The organism is Streptomyces niveus (assembly GCF_001723055.1).
GTDB lineage: Bacteria > Actinomycetota > Actinomycetes > Streptomycetales > Streptomycetaceae > Streptomyces > Streptomyces niveus.
In genome coordinates, this window is sequence record NZ_MDCR01000387.1 from 1 (window position 1) to 19,088 (window position 19,088).

A 19,088-nucleotide genomic window follows, 5' to 3' on the forward strand; every position below is an offset into this window, starting at 1 on the left:
CCCAATGGCCGGACGCCCGGCGCCTGTTGGACGCGGGCGCCACCGTCGCGCTGTCCACCGACTGCAACCCCGGCTCGTCCTTCACCTCGTCGATGGCGTTCTGCGTCGCCCTCGCCGTACGCGACATGGGGATGACGCCCGACGAGGCTCTCTGGTCGGCCACGGCGGGCGGCGCCGCCGCTCTGCGCCGTACGGACGTCGGACGCCTCACGTCCGGCGCCCGCGCCGACCTCGTCCTGCTCGACGCCCCGAGCCACGTCCATCTCGCCTACCGGCCCGGCGTGCCGCTGACCTGGGCGGTCTGGCGCTCGGGCGAACGCGTGCACTGAGAACGGCGGGAGAACGGCGAACCCCGGTGGCGGGCAAGGGACTTGCCGCGCCGCCGGGGTCCGTGGACCGATCGGATCAGGGTGTTACGCGTTCACCGACCACTTCTGGTTGGCCGCGCCCGTACACGTCCAGATCTGCGCCCGCGCCCCGTTCACCGACGCGCCGCCGGTCACATCCATGCACTTGTCCGCCTGGATGTTCACGACATCATTGGCGCCCGACACGGCCCAGCGCTGATTGCCCGAGCCCGCGCAGTCCCAGAGCTGGAGCTGCGCGCCGTTCGCGGTGCTGTTGTCCTTCACGTCCAGGCACTTGCCGAGCGCCCGCAGCGAGTCGTTGGCGCCCCGGCTCCACTGCTGCGCGGCCGAGCCGTTGCAGTCGTAGAGCTGAACGGCCGTCCCGTTGGCGGGATTCGCCCCGGCCACGTCCAGGCACTTGCCGCCGACGCCGGTGATCGAACCGCCGGTGCCTCCGCCGCCGTCCGTCGTGACCCGTACGTAGTCGACGGTCAGCGTGCTCGGGAAGGGCGTGCTGCCGTTGGGGTCGCCGGGCCAGTAACCGCCCACGGCGAGGTTGAGGATCAGGAAGAACGGCTTGTTGAACACCCACTGCCGGCCGCCGAGATCGGCGGGCGTACGGGTCTGGAAGACGTTGCCGTCGACCGACCAGCGGATGGAGTTGGGCGACCAGTCGATCGCGAAGGTGTGGAACGCGTCGGCGAACGCCTGGCCGCCGGGCAGGCTGTAGCCGGCGCCGATGCCGCCCGAGCCGGAGTAGCCGGGGCCGTGCAGCGTGCCGTGCACGGTGCCGGGCTCGAAGCCGACGTTCTCCATGATGTCGATCTCACCGCTGTTGGGCCAGCCGACCTGGCCCATGTCGTTGCCGAGCATCCAGAACGCGGGCCACATGCCCTGCCCGCGCGGGATCTTCATCCTGGCCTCGACCCGGCCGTACTGCGCGGTGAACTTGCCGGCCGTGTTGAGGCGGGCGGAGGTGTACTCGCACCGGCCGTACCAGCACTGGTAGTTGCCGGGGTTGTCCTTGCGGGCGGTGATGACGAGGTTGCCCTGGCCGTCGAGGGCGGCGTTGTTGTTGCCCGCCGTGTAGTACTGCCGTTCATGGTTGTTGACGTTGTCGCCGGTCTCGATCTGCCATCTGCCGCTGTTGACGGCCGATCCGGCGGGACCGTCGAAGTTCTCGTCGAACGTCACGGCCATGGGCGCGGCGCTCGCGGCGTCGACACGGGCTTCCGGGGAGGGCGTGGCCGCTCCGGCGGGCACGGCCGTCGCCATGGTCGTACAGGTGAGAAGAGCCAGGGCGTACAGCGTCACACGACGCCGCAGGGGGGTTCGCACAGGTCATCACTTCACTTCTCGTGGAGGCATGCACATGACATTCAGGGCGATGGAGCGATGGATCAAGAGAGGAAGGGGGCGCAGTTATTTCAATACTTGATTTAAGGGAGGGCGGGAGAGGCCGTCAAGGCGTTGGTATGGACCAAAGTTCTTGACGGGCCGTCACCCGGCCCCGGTCGCCCCGGAAGGCGAACTACCCCAGCGTCACCGGCAGTTGCTGCACGCTGTTGCCCACGAAGCTCGCGTGGCGCGGCAGCTCCGCCTCCGTGACCGCGATGTCCAGCTCCGGGAAGCGGGTGAACAGCCGCTCCAGCGCGATCGTCGCCTCCAGCCGGGCCAGTGAGGACCCCAGACAGAAGTGCGCGCCGTGCCCGAGCGAGAGATGGCGGGTGGTCGAGCCCGTGGCGTACCGGCTGAGGTCGAAGACATCCGCGTCCTCGCCGTGCGCCGCCTTGTCGCGCCCCGCCGCCGAGTAGCCCGCCAGGACCGGCGTGCCCTGCGGGATCACCGTGCCGTCCAGGGTCAGATCCCGGGTCGGATAGCGGAACGGGAAGAAGCTCACCGGACTGTCCCAGCGCAGCGTCTCGTCGACCACGTCCGACCAGCTCGCCTTGCCCGTCTGGACGAGTTCGAGCTGATCGCGGTGACGGCACAGCGCGCGCACCGCGTTGGTGATCAGGTTCAGCGTCGTCTCGTGCCCGGCGATGATCATCAGCAGCAGGGTGCCGATGAGTTCGTGCCCGCTCAGCCGGTCGCCGTCCTCCTCGCGCGCCGCGATCAGCGCGCTGGTCAGATCCTCACCGGGGTTGGTCGTACGGGAGGCGGCCACCGCGCCCAGTACGGCCACGATGTCCCGGTTGGCCGCCATCGCGTCCTCGGGGGCGATGTCCGTCGCGACGATCTGGTTCGACAGATGGTGCAGCTGGTCGTGGAACTCCACGTCCACGCCGAGCAGTTCACAGATGACGCCCATCGGCAGCGGCAGCGCGAAGTGCGCCCGGAGATCCACCACGTTCCGCCCGTCCGGGCCGACCCGGCCGGCCGCCGCCAGATTCTCCAGCAGCTCCGCCGTCACCTCCTCCACCCGCCCGCGCAGCGCCTCCACCCGCCGCGTCGTGAACGCCTTGCTCACCAGTGAGCGCAGCCGCCGGTGGTCGTCGCCGTCCGCCGTCGTCATGCCCTGCACGGTCGCGAACGTCTTCAGCGGCCACCCGTCGGGGATCCGCCCCTCCTGGAGCGCCGTGAAGTGCGCGGCGCCCTTCGCGACATCGGGATGCGACAGGAACTCCTTCAGCGCGTCGTGCCCGATGACCGCCATCGCCTCGACGTCGCCCGGGAGTACGACGGGAGCCACCGCGCCCCGTGCGAGCAGGTGCGCGTTGGCGGCGTGCGGGCAGCCTCCGGCCGGGTCCATCCGGTGCGGGGCGGGGGCCGAAGGGGCGGTCACCGACGAGTCGGGGACGGTGGTGGGGGACGTACTCGGTTCGGGGCTCAACAGGGCTCTCCTCAGCTCCGCGTCGCGCGCTCTCCGCGCGGCAACTGCGGTTCGGTGAAGCGGACGGGAAGGGCCGCCAGGCCCTTGCTCCAGGGCGACTTGATCCAGGCCAACTCGGTCTCCGGCACGGCCAGTTCGAGATCCGGCAGCCGGTGTCTGATCGTGTCGACGGCGGTACGGGTGATCAGCCTGGCCGGGTCCTGGGCCGGGCAGGTGTGCGGCCCGGCGCCGAACGCCAGATGGGACCGGTTGCCGACGACGGGTGTCCCGTCCTCCGGCAGGATGTCGGGATCGGCGTTCGCCGCGGCCAGACCGAGGATCAGCATGTCACCGGCCCGCACCTCCTGGCCGCCGAACCGCAGGTCGCGCGTGGCGTACCGGGCGGGGAAGTTCTGCGTCGGCGGGAAGCGCCACAGCACCAGGTCGAGCGCGTCGTCGACGCTCAGATGACCGCCGCTGAGCGAGGACCGGAACGCCGGGTCGCAGAGCAGGATGCGCAGGGTGGTGGCGATCCAGTTCACCGTGGTCTGGTTGCCCGCGACGAACATCACCACCAGGTTGTGCAGCACCTCCTCGTCCGTCAGCCCCACCGGATGGTGCAGCAGGGCGGAGGTGACGTCGTTGCCGGGCCGGTGCCGCTTCTCCTCGATCAGGGCGAGCAGGATCGCGCCCATGCGCTTGCTCGCGTCGGCGGAGTCGGCGTTCGCCACGACCAGCCCCGCGATGGCCTTCACCAGCTCCTGCCCCGTCGGCCCGTCGAGCCCGAGCAGACCGGTGATCACCATCAGCGGCAGCTTGCGCGCGTAGTCCGACACCAGGTCCGCCTGCTTGCCGTCGGCGAACTCGGCGATCAGCCGCTCGGCCGTCGCCCGTACGCCGCGCCGCAGTTCGTGCCCGTTGATCCGGGCGAGCGCGTCCGACACGGCCGCGCGCATCCGGCGGTGCTGCTGCCCGTCGGCGAACAGCAGCGCCGGCCGCCAGCCCACCATCGGCAGGATCGGCGAGTCGGCGGGCACCCGGCCCTCGCGCAACTGGCCCCAGCGGCGCGGGTCGTGGGAGAAGTCCTGCTCCTCGCGGGTCAGCCGCAGCAGTTCGCGGTGGCCGAGGACCAGCCAGGCGTTGATACCGGGCGCGACGCTGACCGGGGCCACCGGGCCGTGCTCGGCGCGCAGTTGCTCGTACAGGAGCGGCATCCGGTCGCCGTCGAGCTGCTCTCCGAAGATCGGCGTGGGGGTGGCCGCGGGTGCGGGCGGGGGTGTGGTCATGTCGTGGACTCCGGCGTCATGAGGACTCGGCGGCGAGGAGGAGATGGCGTACGAGGGCGATGAGCGCCAGGACCGAGGGCCGCTCGTCCCGCGCGTCGCAGGACACCAGGGGTGTCTCCGGCAGCAGGTCGAGCGCCGCGCGCAGCTCGCCGTCGCTGTGCACGGGGCTGCCGGGGAAGACGTTGACGGCGACGGCGAACGGCAGCCCCAGGTCCTCCAGATGGCCGAGTGCGTCGAAGGACGCCGTCAGATCGCGGGTGTCCACCAGGGCGAGGGCGCCGAGCGCGCCCCGCGCCAGATCGCGCCAGGCGGGCAGGAAACGCTGCTGCCCCGGCGTACCGAACAGATAGAGGACCAGCTCACCGTCGAGCGTCATCCGGCCGAAGTCCAGGGCGACGGTGGTGGTGGCCTTGGCCTGGTCGACGGTGACGTCCACGGAGGCGCCGGCCTGGGTCATCACGGCCTCGGTGCTGAGCGGCTTGATCTCGGAGACCGTACCGATGAACGTCGTCTTGCCGACGCCCAGCGGCCCGACGACCATGATCTTCGCCGCGCCGGCGACGCTGGAGTTGACGTACTTGCCGGAGGACAGCGCCCCCGAAGCCTCAGAGGCGGCTTTCGAGGCCATGGAGGACCTTTCTCAGCATGGTCACATCGGCTCGTTCGGCCGGCGGTATGGGCGGGCGGGTCACGATCAGTCCCCAGCCGATCAGGTCGGCGAGCAACACCTGGACCACGGAGGGCGGCTGGCCGAGATGGGCCGACACCTCGGCCACCGACAGCAGTCCCTGACAGTGCGTCAGAATTGTTCGGTGTTCCGGCTGGAGGGTCGCCGGCGGGGCCGTCTCCGCGGCCATCACCAGCGATTCCCAGGACAGCGGTTCGACTCCGGCGTCCGCCCTCCCACCGGTGATCACGTACGGGCGTACCGCCGACGTGGTCCGGTCGTCGGGACGCTCCGTCATGACGACGGGCTCACCGGATCCCGGGGCTGGCTGCTCAGGTGGCTGCCGATCTTCACGACCAGCAGCTGCATCTGCTGGGCCACCAGGCCCACATCGGCGTCGGTCTCGGTCGCGGCGCCCAACTGGGCACCCACGCCCGCCGAGGTGAAGAGGATGAAACCCTGGTCGGACTCCAGCATCAACTGGCGTACGTCGGCGGCGCCCCCGAACATCAGCCCCGCCGTGGACCGGCCCGTCATGGTCAGCGCGGCGGACGCGGCGGCGAGCGATTCGGCCTCGGCCACGCTCAGTTCGGCCACCGGGCCCCGCAGATTCTCGGCGGACGCGTGGCCGAGCCGCAGACCGTCCTCCGAGACGACCACGGCGTGCCGGACCCCCGGAATCTCGGTCAGCGGGCGGAGCATCCAGCCGAGGTCGGGGAGTCGGGAGATCGTTCCGGTCACTCTTCCGGTCACTGCCGGCCTCCGTCGTGTTGGTCGGGCACTTCGGTGTCCTGGACGGCCGCCGCACGGCCACGACGCGAGCCCGACACCACACTGGTGATCGACGCGCGTGCCGCTTCGGGGGTCCAGGCGGGGTCGGGCTGTGTGTGCTGTGGGGGCCCCGGCCGCGACGTCCGCGATGCCTGTTCCCGCGCTTGTTCCTGTTCCTGTGCCCGCTCCCGGCCCGCCGCGGTGGCCGGGTCCCGTCGACGGCTGCGGCGGCGCGGCAGGGTGTCGGGCGGCGCCGTGTCGGGCGCGTCCTGCGGGGATACGGCGGCGGCCGGCCGCTCGTGCTCCCGCTCGTCGTCGTCGGCGGTGGCGTCGGAGTCGCCGCCGCCCGCCGCCACCGGCTCCGCAACCGTCTCCGGCACCGGCTCCGACGGAAAGTGCGACAGCGGCTCGGTCAGCAGACGGTGGGGTACGAAGGTGACAGCCCGTGTCCCGCCGTACGCCGACGCCCCCGACAGCTCCACGTTGAAGCCCATCTCCCGGCTCCAGCGCCCCACGCACGCCAGCCCCAGCCGGGGCACCGCCCCGAGCCTGGTCAGCTCCAGGTCGTCCCTGAGCTGCGACATCGCCAGGTGCAGCACGTCCGGCGGCATCCCGAGCCCCGCGTCGTCGATCTCCACGACGGCTCCCGCGCCCACCTCCCGGATCGTCACGACGACCTGGGTGCGGGAGGGTGAGAACACGGTCGCGTTCTCCAGGAGTTCGGCGATCGCGTGCATCAGCCCCTCGACGGCCGGCGGCACCACGAACAGCGTCTGACCGCCGTGCACCTCCACCCGTCCGAACTCCACGATGCGCGACTGCGCGCCGCGCACACAGTCGTACAGCGAGACCGGCTGTGACTCGCGCCTGGCCGGCCAGATCCCGCACATCACCAGCAGCGTCTGGGCCTTGCGGGTCATCTGCGAGGCCGCGTGGTCGGCCTTCATCACGTCCGCCATCAGACGAGGGTCGTCGATGGAGCGCTCCACATGGTCGAGTACGCGCTGCTGCACGGTGGCCATCGCGTGCATGTTGCGGGCGACCGACTCGAAGGCCGTCTGCACCGAGTCGCGCAGACCGCGCTCGCGCCGTACCGCCTCGTCCGAGCCGAGGGCTGCGACCACGGCGGCCAGCGCGCGTGCGAAGTCCTCGCCGGTCTCGCTCCCGGGTGCGACCGGTCCCGGGACACCGTCCAACCGCCGCCCCGCGCGCACCCGTTCGGCGATGGCGGGGACGCGCACGGCCGCCAGATGGGCCACCTCGGCGCCTCGCGCGGCGGCGGTCCGCCGCTCCCGGTCATGTGCGGCGCGCTCCGTGTCCAGCCGCCGGCGCAGGGCCAGCACCCAGGCGAGGAGCAGCACCACCAGGGCCGCGCAACCGGCCGCGAGTGCCTGCCGCCACTCCGCCGTGGACACCTGGCCGATCAGTACGGCGACGACGGCGGCGATCACGAGAACCCCGAGCCACCACACCGCCCGCACACGAGGTCTGTTCACCGGACGGCTCAACACGGAGACCGGGTTCCTTCCAGAACTCGTCGGACACGTCGGGCTCCCGATGGGGTGATCGCGAGCACCCAGATCCTACGAGCAATGTGCTTGATCCGGGCGGGAGTTGACCAACTCCTGTCACGTGGCGGCACGAGTCGGGCACCATCCGCACACGCCCGCGCCGGGTGTCGCGGGGCATACGGGCTGGCCGCACCGTATGAACCCACCCCGCACACCGGCACCGCACCGACGCCACACCGACACCCTCGTCACCAGCAGAACCATGTACAGGTTCACCTGCCGTGTCGGCCGGGTTCCGTATCCGTCATGACATGGCCGACTGGCCCTGTACCGGAGGGATTTGGGCCGGTACCGTCCTGTTCGGCGCGAGGCGAGCGACCGGGGGGCCGAGTTGAGCGACGTACGCGTACGAGGTGCCGCCGCCCGCATCCGGGTGGTGCGGCCGGGGGAGCTGGACACGGGAGAGATCGAGCGCTGGCGGGAGTTACGGGCACTGTCCGGCGCGCCCGCGAATCCGTTCATGGAACCGGAGTTCAGTCTGGCCGTCGGCCGCGTCCGGCCGGGCGCGCGGGTGGCCGTCATCGGCGGTGACAGTGGCGGGCCCGTCGGCTTCTTCCCGTACGAGAGAGGCCCGTTGGGGCAGGGGCGCGCGATCGGTTTCGGGGTGTCCGACAGCCAGGGACCGGTCCTCGGTCCCGAACACACCCTCACGGCAGGAGAGTTGCTGAGCGCCTGCTCGCTCGGCAGCTGGGAGTTCGACAACCTCGAAGCGGGAGGAGGGTTGTTCGTCCCCGACGCCGCCGAGGCGTTCGACTCGCCGGTCATCGACATCGGGCAGGGTTACGAGGCGTACGAGGCGGCCCTGCGCGCCGGATCGCCCAAGTTCTTCCGTACGACGACAGCCAAGGAACGCAGACTCGCCCGGCAGGCCGGCGAGGTCCGGTTCGTCTTCGACGAGCGCGACCCGGCGGCGCTGCGCACGCTCATGGCGTGGAAGTCGGCGCAGTACCGCAGGACGGGCCGCCGCGACCGGTTCGCCAAGGAGTGGATCAGCACCCTGGTAAGGCAGTTGGCGGCCGACCGGCCCGACCGCGCGCCCGGCTGCTCCGGAGTCCTGTCCGTGCTGTACGTCGCGGACCGCCCGGTCGCCGCGCACTTCGGTCTCCGCTCCCGCACGGTCCTGTCCTGCTGGTTCCCCGCGTACGACACCGGCTTCGCCAAGTACTCACCGGGCCTCATCCTCCATCTGCGGATGGCCCAGGCGGCGGCGGGCGCCGGGATCGGCCTGCTCGACCTCGGGCGGGGCGCGGCCGAGTACAAGGACGCGCTGAAGACCGGTGAACTGCGGGTGTACGAGGGGGCGTCGGTACGGCGCGGGCCCCGGGCGGCCCTGTACCGGCTCGGCCGCGAACCCTCGCGCCGCGCGCACAGCTTCGTACGCGACCGGCCGAAGCTGGCCGGATACGCGCAACGCGCCCTGAGCCAGGTGGGGCGCCTGCGGGACCGGTGACCCGGCACCACACGAGCGGAGGCACGATGCCGAGCACGCCGAGCACGCCGAGCACCCCGAGCACCCCGAGCACGCCGAGCACCCCGAGCACGCCGAGCACGCCGAGCACCCCGAGCCGGCCGGCCAAGACCCAACACCCGACGACGCGTTCCCTGCTGCGCGACGTCACCGTCGCCGACCTGGACCTGAGCGGCGTCCGCGAGCACGAGCCCGTGCTGTCCCTGACCCCCGTCCCCGGCGGCCCGCCCCTCCGCGCCGGAGGCCCCGTCTACGCCCTCGTACGGCTCCGGGGCCGCCCCGTCGCCACCGTCCTCACCACGGTCCCGGCCGGCGCCGACCCCGCCCAGGCGCTCGCCACGGCCTTCCGCGCCCAGTACACGGCCCATGAGCCCCCCACGAGCATCGGTGGTGCCACACCGCCCCGTACCACCGTCGTCGTCGCCACACGCGAGCGCGCGGACCGGCTCGGCCGGGCGCTCGACTCGCTCCTCGCCCAGGACCACCCGGACTTCCGCGTCGTGGTCGTCGACAACGCGCCCCTCACGCCCGCCACGCGCGACCTGATCGCCACCCACTACGCGGACAGCGTCACCTACCTCCGCGAGCCGGTGCCCGGACTGGCCACCGCCCACAACCGGGGCGTCGCCGCCACCGACAGCCCCGTCGTCGCCTTCACGGACGACGACGTCGTCGCCGACCCGCGCTGGCTCTCCGCGCTCTCCGCGCCGTTCGCGGCCGACCCCCGCACCGGCTGCGTCACCGGCCTGATCCTCCCGGCCCGCCTCACCACCCCCGCGCAGGTACTCCTGGAGAGCCACGGCGGCTTCGCGAAGGGCTTCGCCCCGCGTCTGTACGACCCGGCCGCGCCCCCCGCCGACCAGCCGCTCTTCCCGTTCACGGCGGGCAGTTTCGGCTCCGGCGCCAACATGGCGTTCCGGACGTCCGCGCTGCGCGCCGTCGGCGGCTTCGACCCCGCCACCGGCACCGGCACGCCCGCCAGGGGCGGCGACGACCTCTACGCCTTCGTCCGGATCCTGACCGCCGGACACCGGCTGCGCTACACACCCGGCGCCCTCGTCTGGCACCACCACCGCGAGACCTGGCAGGACCTGCGGAACCAGGCGTACGGCTACGGCGCGGGACTCACCGCGTACCTCACCGCCGTCCTCTGCCGCCACCCCGCCCTCCTGCCGGCGCTTCTCGCGAAGCTCCCGCGCGGCCTCGCCCACGCCCGCGCCATCACCGCCCACCGGGAGGCCCCGGCGGCCGGAGTCCCCGGCGCGCACGGGTCGTATGAGCACCCGTGGCCGCGCACCCTGTCCCGGCTGGAGCGCAGAGGGATGCTGTACGGCCCGGTGGGCTACGCCAGGGCGCGCTGGGGGAGCCGATGACCCGCCCGCCGCAGTCGGCCCGCGTCCCCGTGCTGCTCTACCACGCGGTGATGGACGACCCGCCCGCCTGGATCGCCGAATTCACCGTCACACCACGGCAGTTCACCGCGCAGCTCGACGCGGTCACCGCCGCGGGCCGTACGGCCGTCCCGGTCGGCGCCCTCGCCGGGCGGCTGACCGGCGGCGCCCCGCTGCCGCCCCGCCCCGTCGTCCTGACCTTCGACGACGGGTTCGCCGATCTGCCGGGCCCGACCGCCGAGGCGCTCGCCGAGCGCGCGCTGCCCGCCACCGCCTATCTCACGACCGGCGCCCTCGCTCCGGGCTCCGGCAGCCTGCTGCCGCCCGCCCCGATGATGACCCTCGCGCAGGCGCCGGCGCTGGAGCGGCTCGGCATGGAGATCGGCGCGCACACGGTCACGCACCCTCAGCTGGACACCCTCGGCGCACCCCAACTCGACCGCGAACTGGGGGAGTCGAAGGCGGTGCTCGAAGACGTACTCGGACACGAGGTGGCGCATCTCGCCTATCCGCACGGCTACAACAGCCGCGCCGTACGCCGGGCCGCCCGCCGTGCGGGCTACGCCTCCGCCGTCGCCGTACGCCACGCCCTCAGCTCCGGGGCCGACGAGCCGTACCGCATCGCGCGCCTCATCGTGCGCCGGAGCCACACGGTGGCGGATGTGACGGCGTGGCTGGCGGGGGAGGGCGCGAGAGTCGCGCCGTTCCCCGACTCGGCGGCGACGGTGGGCTGGCGCCTCTACCGCAGGGCCCGCGCGGCGGCGCGTGGACCGCGGTTCGCCGGCTGACCGAGAAGTGACAGAGATGGACGAGAGGCCCACAAAAGCGCAGAGAGTTCCTATAATTCGCTGACGGGGACAGCGGCGTGACGGCCGTGACCACTGGGGTGGGGGGAGTCGCACCGTGCAACCACGCGCGCCCGCAATGGACCTGACCGAGGCCCGGACCCCACCTCCCACCCGTCCGCCACCGTCCAGGCGCCCGGCCCCGCGGTTCTTACGGCCCCAACTCCTGCTCTCCTGGCTGCTGTTGGTCGCGGCGGTCGCCCTCTGGACGTACGCGCTGCCGCGCGTCGGGTTCCGTGCCATGGGCGACTACGGGCTCCTCGACCGTTTCCCCGCCGCGTTCTACGCGGCACTCGCCCTCCTCACCTGCGGATTCCTCGTCGCCCTCCGCCGCGCCGGAACCGCCCCCTGGTGGCCCGCCGCCTACTGCGTCACGCTCCTCGTCGCGCTCAAGGCGCCACCCGCCGTGCTGTACGACTCCGTGCGCTACCCCTGGGCGTCCAAGCACGACGCCGTCGTCAACCAGCTCCTCCTCAGCGGCGAACTGCGCCCGAACGGCGCCCTGTCGGGCAACATGTCCGCCTACGAACAGTGGCCCGGCTTCTTCACCCTCACCGGCGGACTGGTACGCGCCTTCGGTGTCGACAGCGCCGCCGCGTTCCTCAACTGGGCCCCGATCGCGCTCGGTCTGCTGCTGATGCCGGTACTCGTGCTGATCTACCGCACCTTCACCGAGGACTGGCGGCTGGTGTGGACGGCCGTCTGGATCTTCCAGCTCGCCAACTGGGTGGGGCAGGACTATCTGTCGCCGCAGGGCTTCGCGTATCTGCTGCACCTGTCCGTGATCGCCGTCGTGCTACGGCACTTCGTACGCCCGGGGTCGGCGGGCCGGCTGCGCGACCGGTCGTTCCTGGACCCGGCGTCGGCCGCCGTGCCACCGCCCACCGGGACCCGGCAGCGCGCCGTCGGTGTGGCCGTCCTCGCGCCGCTGATCCTGGCCGTCAACGCCTCGCACCAGCTGACGCCGGTGATGCTCTGCGTCTCGCTGTTCGCCCTGACCCTCACCCGCCGCTACCGCAACTACGGTCTGCTGGCCGTCGCCGCGCTGATCATGCTGGCGTGGGACCTGACGATGGGGCGCCCGCTCTTCCTGGAGACCCTGGGCACCCTGCGCGACTCGCTCGGCCGCCTGACGCAGAACTCGCGCGCCGGATACGCCGGTGAACTCACCGGGCCGGGACCCGAACTCGCCGGACAGGCCAACGTGTTGATGGTGCTCGCCGTCGCCGCCCTGGCGGGGGCCGCGCTGCTCCTGCGGCGCGGGCTGGTGCGGGCCGCGCTGCCGCTGCTGCTGGTGTCGCTCGCGCCGGTGCCGCTGTTCGTCGTGAACGACTACGGCGGCGAAATGCTCTTCCGCGTCTATCTGTTCGGGCTGCCGGGCGCCGCGTTCTTCGCCGCCGCGGCGCTCGTCCCCGCCGCCGGAAGCCCCCGGGGCGCCCGGAGACCCGTCCGCAGACGGGCCAGGGCGCTCACCCTGCACGGCGCGCTGCCCCTCGCGCTGCTCGTGCTGCTGGCCGGGTTCCTGCCCTCGTACTACGGCAAGGAGAAGATGTACTACACCCCGCCCGCCGAGACCGCGCTCGTCACCCGCGCGATCGACCGGGCGCCCCACGGCGCGCTGATCCTCGCCACCACCGGCTCCTTCCCGCAGGCGCTGCACCGCTACGACCAGGTCGGGCACTGGTTCTTCGCCGAGCAGGAACTCCCCGAGAACGAGCGCATGCTGGCCGACCCCGCCCGCCATCTCGCCGACGGCATCCCGCCCGGCACCGACGCGTACGTGATCCTCACCCGCACGCAGGACATCTACGCCGCCGGCGAGGGCCTTCTGCCACCGGGCGGCTTCGCCACCCTGCGCGAACGCCTCACCGCCTCACCGCTGTTCGCGACCGTCGAGGAGCACCCGTACGGCATCGTCCTGCACTACCAGCCGGCCACAGAAGGTGACCGTCCATGACGCTGGATCATTTACGGCTCCGAGTACCGCTCGCCCTCGCCGGCTGGGGCGCGGTGGCCGCGACCGCGCTGCCCGGTGGTTCACCACCGCGCTGGGTCCCGGTGGTGCTGTTCGTCTGCTTCGGACCCGGTCTCGCGCTCCTGCTCCCGCAGCGCGGCACGCTGCGCCCCGCAGCCCGGATCGAGGCGGTCGCACTCGCCGCGCCCCTCAGCCTCTCCCTCGCGGTCACCGTCAGCACCGGGCTCTTTCTCGTGCGCGGCTTCTCGGCGACGGCCTTCCTGGTGACCCTCGCGGCCCTCACCACCGTCGCCGCCGCCCTGCCGGGACTGCCGCTGCCCGCGGCGACGCGCGGCGCGGTCGGCGGCGGTGGCCGCTGATGGCGGCACGGCTCGGCCAGGTCGAGAAGCAGGTGTACACCGTGGTCGTCCTGGTCGCCGTCGGGCTGCTGCTCATCGCCGGGATCGGCGTCTGGACCGCCGAGTCTGACGGCCCCGACGACGGCTGCACGGCGAGCGAGCGACTGGAGCCGCCGTGCGGCGCCTGGTGGGGCGCGTACGTCCCGTACGCGAAGGACGGCCCGGCCGAGGGCTCGCTCACCCGGGCGGTGTACGCCTTCGAGAAGAAGATCGGCCGCAGGCTCGACCTCGTCTACAACTACCACGACATGTCGAACACCGAACTCGACGGACAGCTGCTGACGCCCGACGAGCGGGAGTTGGGCGAGGACCGGCTGCTGATGCTGGCATGGGAGTCCACGGTCTGGCGCGAGCCGCACCACGAGAACTGGACCGAGGACCAACTGGGCTGGGCGAACATCGCCTCCGGACGCCACGACGAGGAGATCATCGATCCGCAGGCCCGCCGTATCAAGGAGTACGGCGAACAGACCGGCAAGCGGATCTTCCTCTCCTTCGACCAGGAGGCCGACGCCCGCATCAAGGAGGGCGCGGGCACCCCGGCCGAGTATGCCGCCGCGTACCGCCATCTCCACGAGCGCTTCGAGGAGCTGGGCGTCGACAACGTGGTGTGGGTGTGGACCGTCTCCGGTTATCTGGGCAGCGCGGACGAGATGAGGGCGCTGTATCCGGGCGACGACTACGTCGACTGGATCGGCATGGACCAGTACAACTACTACCTCTGCCACGACACCACCGACTGGAAGGACTTCGACCGCAGCCAACGCCCCGCCTATGACTGGCTGCGGGCCAACGTATCGGCCGACAAGCCCCTGATGCTCGCCGAGTTCGGTACCGTCCCCGACCCGGCGGACCGCGACAGACAGCGCGACTGGTACGCCCGGATCCCCGCCACCGTGCGGACGATGCCGCGGGTGAAGGCGCTGGTGCAGTGGAACAGGCCGGTCCCCGGCGACAACTGCGACCTGACCGTCGACGAAGGCCCCGGGCTTGCCGGTTACCGCGACGCGGGCCGCGACGGCTACTTCCGGCAGCCGCTGCCGCGCTAGCCTCCTCAGTCGCCGAACAGCACGGAGTACGCCGTCGGCACGAACGCGTCCGCGCGCCGGAAGCGCCGCGTGGCGACCGCCGCCACCGCCGTCCCCGTCCCCGGACAGAACCCGAGGAACGCCTGCTGCCCGCTCGTCGCCCCGCAGTGGAAGTACGCGGGACCGCCGGCGGTCGGATGCTGGAACCAGGTCAGGGTGTGCGTGTGCGCCTTGCCCAGCCCGCGGCGCAGTACGGGGCGCTGTACGTCGCGCAGCGCGTCCGCCAGCTCCGGTGTGCGCTCCGGCCGCAGATGCGCCTCCAGGAAGGCGAGCAGGTCGTGCGGGGTGGCCCGGACCGCACCGGCCGGCGCGAAACCCCCGATGCGCAGCGCGGGCACCTCCCTCACCCCGTCCGCGCCGTGCCCGACGGCGTCGCCCGCGTTCGCCCCGGAGGCCGGGACCGTCGTCGTGCCGGACAGCCCGAGCGGCGCCAGGATCCGCTCCTCCAGCAGCGCGTCCCAGCCTGTGCGCGTGGCGGCGGACAGCGCGTGCCCGAGCGCGGAGACGCCGAAGTTGGAGTAGTGCCACCGGGTGCCGGGCCGGTGACGCGGACGCGCGCGCAGGAACGCGTCGACCACCCGGTGCGCGGGGTAGCCGGCGAACGGGTTGGTGTTCCAGCGCGGCAGCGCCTGCCGGTAGAAGTCCCGTGGCAGGGCGGGCAGTCCGGACGTGTGGGTGATCAGATGACGCAGCGTGATCGGCGCGACGAGCGGGGGCGGCTCGGGTCCGAAGCAGGCCGCCGCCGAGTCGTCGTACGCGACCTGCCCGGTCCGCGCGAGCTGGGCCAGCAGCAGACCGGCGTACGGCTTGGACGCGGAGCCGTTCTCGTAGCGCAGCCCCTCCGCGCCGGGCGAGGCGCGGACGGTGCGGTGACCCTGCACGGAGACGGCGAAGACGACATCCGGGGCGTCGACGGCTCGTACGGCCGCGTCGAGCCGTCTCAGCGGCGTACCGGCGAGTGCGGCGCGCGCGCTGTCCGCCCGTACCGTCATGATCTCGTGCCCGCTCACGACGGTACGGGCGCCGTCAGGCTCGCCATCGCGCGCGAGGTGGCGAGTACGGAGGCGAAGGCGGCGGCCAGCGTCGAGTGGTAGACGATGTCGAACACGTCGTCGGGGCTCCCCTCCGGCATCTCGCGCACGGCCGGCATCGCGCCGTCGGGCTGCTGTGCGGCGGCGAAGCCGCGCCAGGCCCGCTCGTCCAGCGTCGGTTCGGGCAGACAGGCGTCCACGACGAGCAGTTCGCCGAGCAGGTCCCAGCGCCGCAGGTCCAGCCAGTCGTCCAGCCAGGCCGGCAGCCACAAGGCGAGATAGTCCGCCATCCCCGCGGGCAGCCCGGCCGGATTCTGGCCCCAGTCGGTGAGGTGGAAGACGGTGTGCGTGATGTCGTACCCGATGCGGCCCTCCACGGTCCACGGTTCGGGTGTGCGGGCGAGCCAGGTGCGCTCGGCCGCGTCCTCGACGGGTGTGCTCGGCGTCAGCCCGAAGCGCTGCTCGAACTTGGAGAGGCCCAGTCGCCGCATGGGCAGCACCTCAAGGGCGGCCCAGCTGCCGAGCCGGTGGTTGAGACGGACGGCCTGCTCGGTCTCCGGTTCCTGGTAACCCATCTCCTTGAACGGCAGATAGACCTCGAAGGGGATGGGCGACAGCGGCTCCTGCCGCCCGCCGCGCACCAGGCTCCGGCCGCCGTCGAGCGCGTCGCGCCACAGATGGTCCATCAGCCCCCGGGCGAGAGAGGCCTGCCGCGAGCCCGCCACGCCCTCCCGGAAGAGGACCTTGCAGATCATGGCGGCTTCGCCGATGGGCTTGAAGCGATCCAGGAAGCCCACTTCGGGGTCGGCGTCGGGGTCGAGGCGGAAGCCGGCACGGTTGGTGTGCAGCCACTCCATCGCCCGCGCGCCGACGCCGTGGATCAGCCGCATGTGGTCGGGGCCGGGGCCCGGGCCGGTGTCGCGGTTGCCGGTGCTGTCGGTCGTCATGCGACGCCTTCCTGTACGGCCGCCGGGTGGACGCCGGCCAGTCGGACATCGGCCAGCGTGGCGGCGAAGGCGGCAACCAGCGTGGAGTGGTAGCAGTGCATGAAGTCCCTCGCGGGCTCGTGCGGACGTCCCAAGCCGGTCTCGGGGATTCCGCCGGCGGCGTCCTGGATGTCGGCGATCCGCGCCCATCCGGTCTCGACAGCGTCGGCCAGGCCTGTATATGACGCGGCGTCGGGGAGAATCGCGGCGACGGCGAGCAGTTCACCGCTCAGGTCCCACTGCTCCGCCTCCAGACAGGTGTCCAGCCATGCGGGCACCCAGGCCGCCAGATAGCCGCCCAGTTCGGCGGGCATCAGCCGGGGCGTGTTGCCCCAGTCGGTGAGATGGAAGACGACGTGCGTCAGCCAGTAACCCGCCGTCCGCTCGAACGTCCACGGCTCCGGCAGACCGCCCAGCCAGGTGCGCGCGAGCGCGGCCGACGGGTCGCCGGACGGCGGGAGGCCCACCCGGCGCTCGGAGTTGAGCATGCCGAGGCGCCGGTTCGGCTCCTGCTCGATCCGCTCCCAGCCGCGCGTACGCTGTACGGTCACCGCCAGTTCCTCGAAGCCCGGGTGCCGCAGACCGGCGGCGGCGAAGGCCGCATAGATCTCCAGCGGATACGTCGCGAAGGGCTCGCCGCGCAGCAGGTCGACGAAGAGGCCGCCCTGCCGCGTCTGGTCCCACGCGAAGCCCAGCAGCTCCGACGCGTGTCCGTGGCGCGCGGAGCCGGGCTCGCTGTGGGCGCGGATCGAGAAGGTGAGCTGGGCCAGTTCGCCGAGGGGCTTGAGTGTCCAGTTGGCGTCCGCGTCAAGGGCCGGCTCTCCGTCCGGGAGACGGAAGGAGTCCTGGTGGTCGCGCACCCATTCCAGGGCGCTGCGGGAAACGCGGGACGCGTGCGACTCACGTCCCCCGCGTGATGCCTCCGTCACCATGTGCGCCGTCCGGGGCGTACTCATCCACGGCCCCCGGCGCTCACGGCGTTGACGGCGCTCTCCGCCCGGATGTGCTGGGCGGCATGCACATGCAGGCCCACCCGCGCGTCGGCGCCCGCCATCTGCGCGACGAATTCGAGTCCGGTGTCCAGGCCGAGTGTCTCGGGAACGCCGTCGATGACGCTCAGCCAGCGCCCGGCACCGGCCGCCTGGAGCCAGTCACGGCGGCGTACGGCGCGTACGAAGCCCCTCGCCACGTCCACCGGCCGGTCGGCCGCCACCTGGGCGACCGCCGAATCGGCGCCCGGCACGGCGAGCGCGGCCAGGATGGACAGCTGGTGGGTCAGCTTCGGCCACTCCAGCGCTTCCAGCCACGACGCGTCCGGCCCGGCGCCCGGTCCGGTCGCGGGGGCGTCCAGCCTGTGCAGGGTCTGCGTCATCCCCCAGTGGCTCCAGACGGTCGTCTCGGACGACGTGGCGCCGGGGGCGAAGGTGAGGACGGCCCGCTGGAAGACCGCGAGATCGTCCGGGAGCGGCCGACGGCGGGTCAGCACGCTGGGCAGCAGGACGTCGGCGCCCAGCACGCGCACCGCCGCCAGGCCCAGTTGATCGTCCGCGAGTGTGCCTACGGTGCCGCCCACCACAGAGGAGTGGCCTCCGTCCCGCAGGACGGAGACCACCTCTGAAGCCAGGTCATGCACCACACCCGCAAGGCGGGGAGAGGTACCTGACTGTTCCACGTCTCCCGTCAGCCCTTCTTCGGGCGCGGGGTGGGCGGCGAGAGCAGAAGCCCGCCCGCACCTCCGATGAGCAGCAGCGCGGCGCACTCCCGGCTGTCGCGGTAGGTACCTTCGGCCTCGCTCGGGCTCAGGAACGCGTCCATCTCGACGTCCAAGTCCCTGGTGATCTCTCGGGCGTTGGTCTCGGTGGCCATGCCATCATCCCCTCAGAAGGAAACGGATTTCACGTACCCACCCAGTGGAACGTACATATCGGACACTCGCAAACGCTCAGCGTCCTGACCGGTGGTTTCCCGCAGCCCCCGAGGCCGTACGACCCGCTCCACGACGGGCAGTACGCACCAGTACGGCAATTGCCGCGACCACCAGCAGCCCCCCGGACACCGGGACCGCGACCTCCGCGAAGGCGCGCTGCGCCGCCCAGCCCGCCACCGCCAGCACCCACACCACCGCGGCGACGACCCGCCCGTCCAGCCACCCGTCCGCGCGCGACGCGCGCAGCGCGACGGCGGCCAGCCCCAGACAGAGCAGTTGCAGGGCGACGGGCAGGATCTTCGACGCCCGCTCCAGATCGACCAGTTGGGCGGTCAAGTCGACGAGCGGCCCGTGCCAGGGCCCGGCCGCCGTCTCGGGCCGTACGCCGAGCAGCGGCGGCGCGCCGTGCAGCGCGCCGAACAGGACCAGCACACCGGCCGTCAGCAGGAACGGACGGGACCGCCGCACTGGTGCTGATCGTCGTCCAGTGCGCGGCCCTGGCACTGCGGCGGTCCCGTCCGTTCC

At 72.3% G+C, this 19,088-nt stretch carries 20 protein-coding genes; 7 read left to right on the plus strand and 13 right to left on the minus strand.

The window, feature by feature from the left end:
- On the plus strand, positions 1-329 hold a 329-nt coding region (locus BHU15_RS33935; protein WP_141726942.1), incomplete at its 5' end, for an amidohydrolase family protein.
- 84 nt (positions 330-413) lie between these two features.
- Here BHU15_RS33935 and BHU15_RS33940 read toward each other — a convergent pair.
- From BHU15_RS33940 to BHU15_RS33970, 7 genes are all read right to left on the minus strand, one after another.
- Positions 414-1,622: a family 16 glycosylhydrolase gene (locus tag BHU15_RS33940; protein WP_069630644.1), complete on the minus strand. Its 1,209-nt coding sequence runs from the start codon at positions 1,620-1,622 to the stop codon at positions 414-416.
- 256 nt (positions 1,623-1,878) lie between these two features.
- Complete coding sequence (locus BHU15_RS33945; RefSeq protein ID WP_069630645.1) at positions 1,879-3,099, minus strand: cytochrome P450 family protein; 1,221 nt, start codon at positions 3,097-3,099, stop codon at positions 1,879-1,881.
- A gap of 92 nt (positions 3,100-3,191) precedes the next feature.
- Positions 3,192-4,445 carry a cytochrome P450 gene (locus BHU15_RS33950; protein ID WP_069630634.1) on the minus strand — a complete coding sequence of 418 codons (1,254 nt, stop codon included), beginning with the start codon at positions 4,443-4,445 and terminating at the stop codon, positions 3,192-3,194.
- 16 nt (positions 4,446-4,461) lie between these two features.
- On the minus strand, positions 4,462-5,073 hold the full coding sequence (locus tag BHU15_RS33955; protein WP_023541271.1) for a GTP-binding protein: 612 nt from the start codon (positions 5,071-5,073) through the stop codon (positions 4,462-4,464).
- Complete coding sequence (locus tag BHU15_RS33960; RefSeq protein ID WP_069630635.1) at positions 5,051-5,410, minus strand: DUF742 domain-containing protein; 360 nt, start codon at positions 5,408-5,410, stop codon at positions 5,051-5,053. The genes BHU15_RS33955 and BHU15_RS33960 overlap by 23 nt, the downstream gene beginning before the upstream one ends.
- On the minus strand, positions 5,407-5,853 hold the full coding sequence (locus tag BHU15_RS33965; RefSeq protein WP_031231356.1) for a roadblock/LC7 domain-containing protein: 447 nt from the start codon (positions 5,851-5,853) through the stop codon (positions 5,407-5,409). The genes BHU15_RS33960 and BHU15_RS33965 overlap by 4 nt, the downstream gene beginning before the upstream one ends.
- Before the next feature lie 8 nt (positions 5,854-5,861).
- Positions 5,862-7,379: an ATP-binding protein gene (locus BHU15_RS33970; RefSeq protein WP_401927333.1), complete on the minus strand. Its 1,518-nt coding sequence runs from the start codon at positions 7,377-7,379 to the stop codon at positions 5,862-5,864.
- 406 nt (positions 7,380-7,785) lie between these two features.
- Here BHU15_RS33970 and BHU15_RS33975 point away from each other — a divergent pair, with 406 nt between their 5' ends.
- From BHU15_RS33975 to BHU15_RS34000, 6 genes are all read left to right on the plus strand, one after another.
- A complete protein-coding gene (locus BHU15_RS33975; RefSeq protein ID WP_069630636.1) occupies positions 7,786-8,904 on the plus strand; it encodes a GNAT family N-acetyltransferase in 1,119 nt (372 codons plus the stop codon).
- 26 nt (positions 8,905-8,930) lie between these two features.
- Positions 8,931-10,295, plus strand: coding sequence for a glycosyltransferase family 2 protein (locus BHU15_RS33980; protein WP_079128563.1), 1,365 nt, complete (start codon positions 8,931-8,933; stop codon positions 10,293-10,295).
- The gene (locus tag BHU15_RS33985; protein ID WP_171908498.1) at positions 10,292-11,101 is read left to right on the plus strand and encodes a polysaccharide deacetylase family protein; all 810 of its coding nucleotides are present in this window, start codon (positions 10,292-10,294) and stop codon (positions 11,099-11,101) included. The genes BHU15_RS33980 and BHU15_RS33985 overlap by 4 nt, the downstream gene beginning before the upstream one ends.
- A 115-nt stretch (positions 11,102-11,216) precedes the next feature.
- Positions 11,217-13,115, plus strand: a complete 1,899-nt coding sequence (locus BHU15_RS33990; RefSeq protein ID WP_069630637.1) for a hypothetical protein — start codon at positions 11,217-11,219, stop codon at positions 13,113-13,115.
- Positions 13,112-13,492, plus strand: coding sequence for a hypothetical protein (locus BHU15_RS33995; protein ID WP_069630638.1), 381 nt, complete (start codon positions 13,112-13,114; stop codon positions 13,490-13,492). The genes BHU15_RS33990 and BHU15_RS33995 overlap by 4 nt, the downstream gene beginning before the upstream one ends.
- Entirely contained in the window at positions 13,492-14,580 is a 1,089-nt protein-coding gene (locus BHU15_RS34000; protein ID WP_069630639.1) for a glycoside hydrolase family 26 protein, read from the plus strand. The genes BHU15_RS33995 and BHU15_RS34000 overlap by 1 nt, the downstream gene beginning before the upstream one ends.
- A 5-nt stretch (positions 14,581-14,585) precedes the next feature.
- Here the strand turns inward: BHU15_RS34000 and BHU15_RS34005 are convergent, their stop codons facing one another.
- The 6 genes from BHU15_RS34005 to BHU15_RS34030 form a co-directional block, all read right to left on the minus strand.
- On the minus strand, positions 14,586-15,611 hold the full coding sequence (locus tag BHU15_RS34005; RefSeq protein ID WP_069630649.1) for a serine hydrolase domain-containing protein: 1,026 nt from the start codon (positions 15,609-15,611) through the stop codon (positions 14,586-14,588).
- Between the two features lie 14 nt (positions 15,612-15,625).
- The gene (locus BHU15_RS34010) at positions 15,626-16,597 is read right to left on the minus strand and encodes a DUF6895 family protein (protein ID WP_255293272.1); all 972 of its coding nucleotides are present in this window, start codon (positions 16,595-16,597) and stop codon (positions 15,626-15,628) included.
- Positions 16,594-17,592 (minus strand): DUF6895 family protein, encoded by a 999-nt coding sequence (locus BHU15_RS34015; protein WP_255293273.1) that lies wholly within the window; start codon positions 17,590-17,592, stop codon positions 16,594-16,596. Before BHU15_RS34015 ends, BHU15_RS34010 begins: the two co-directional genes overlap by 4 nt.
- Entirely contained in the window at positions 17,589-18,308 is a 720-nt protein-coding gene (locus BHU15_RS34020; protein WP_069630641.1) for a hypothetical protein, read from the minus strand. The genes BHU15_RS34015 and BHU15_RS34020 overlap by 4 nt, the downstream gene beginning before the upstream one ends.
- A gap of 8 nt (positions 18,309-18,316) precedes the next feature.
- Complete coding sequence (locus BHU15_RS34025) at positions 18,317-18,502, minus strand: hypothetical protein (RefSeq protein ID WP_069630642.1); 186 nt, start codon at positions 18,500-18,502, stop codon at positions 18,317-18,319.
- A gap of 76 nt (positions 18,503-18,578) precedes the next feature.
- The gene (locus BHU15_RS34030; RefSeq protein ID WP_069630643.1) at positions 18,579-19,031 is read right to left on the minus strand and encodes a hypothetical protein; all 453 of its coding nucleotides are present in this window, start codon (positions 19,029-19,031) and stop codon (positions 18,579-18,581) included.
- Positions 19,032-19,088 lie beyond the last annotated feature (57 nt).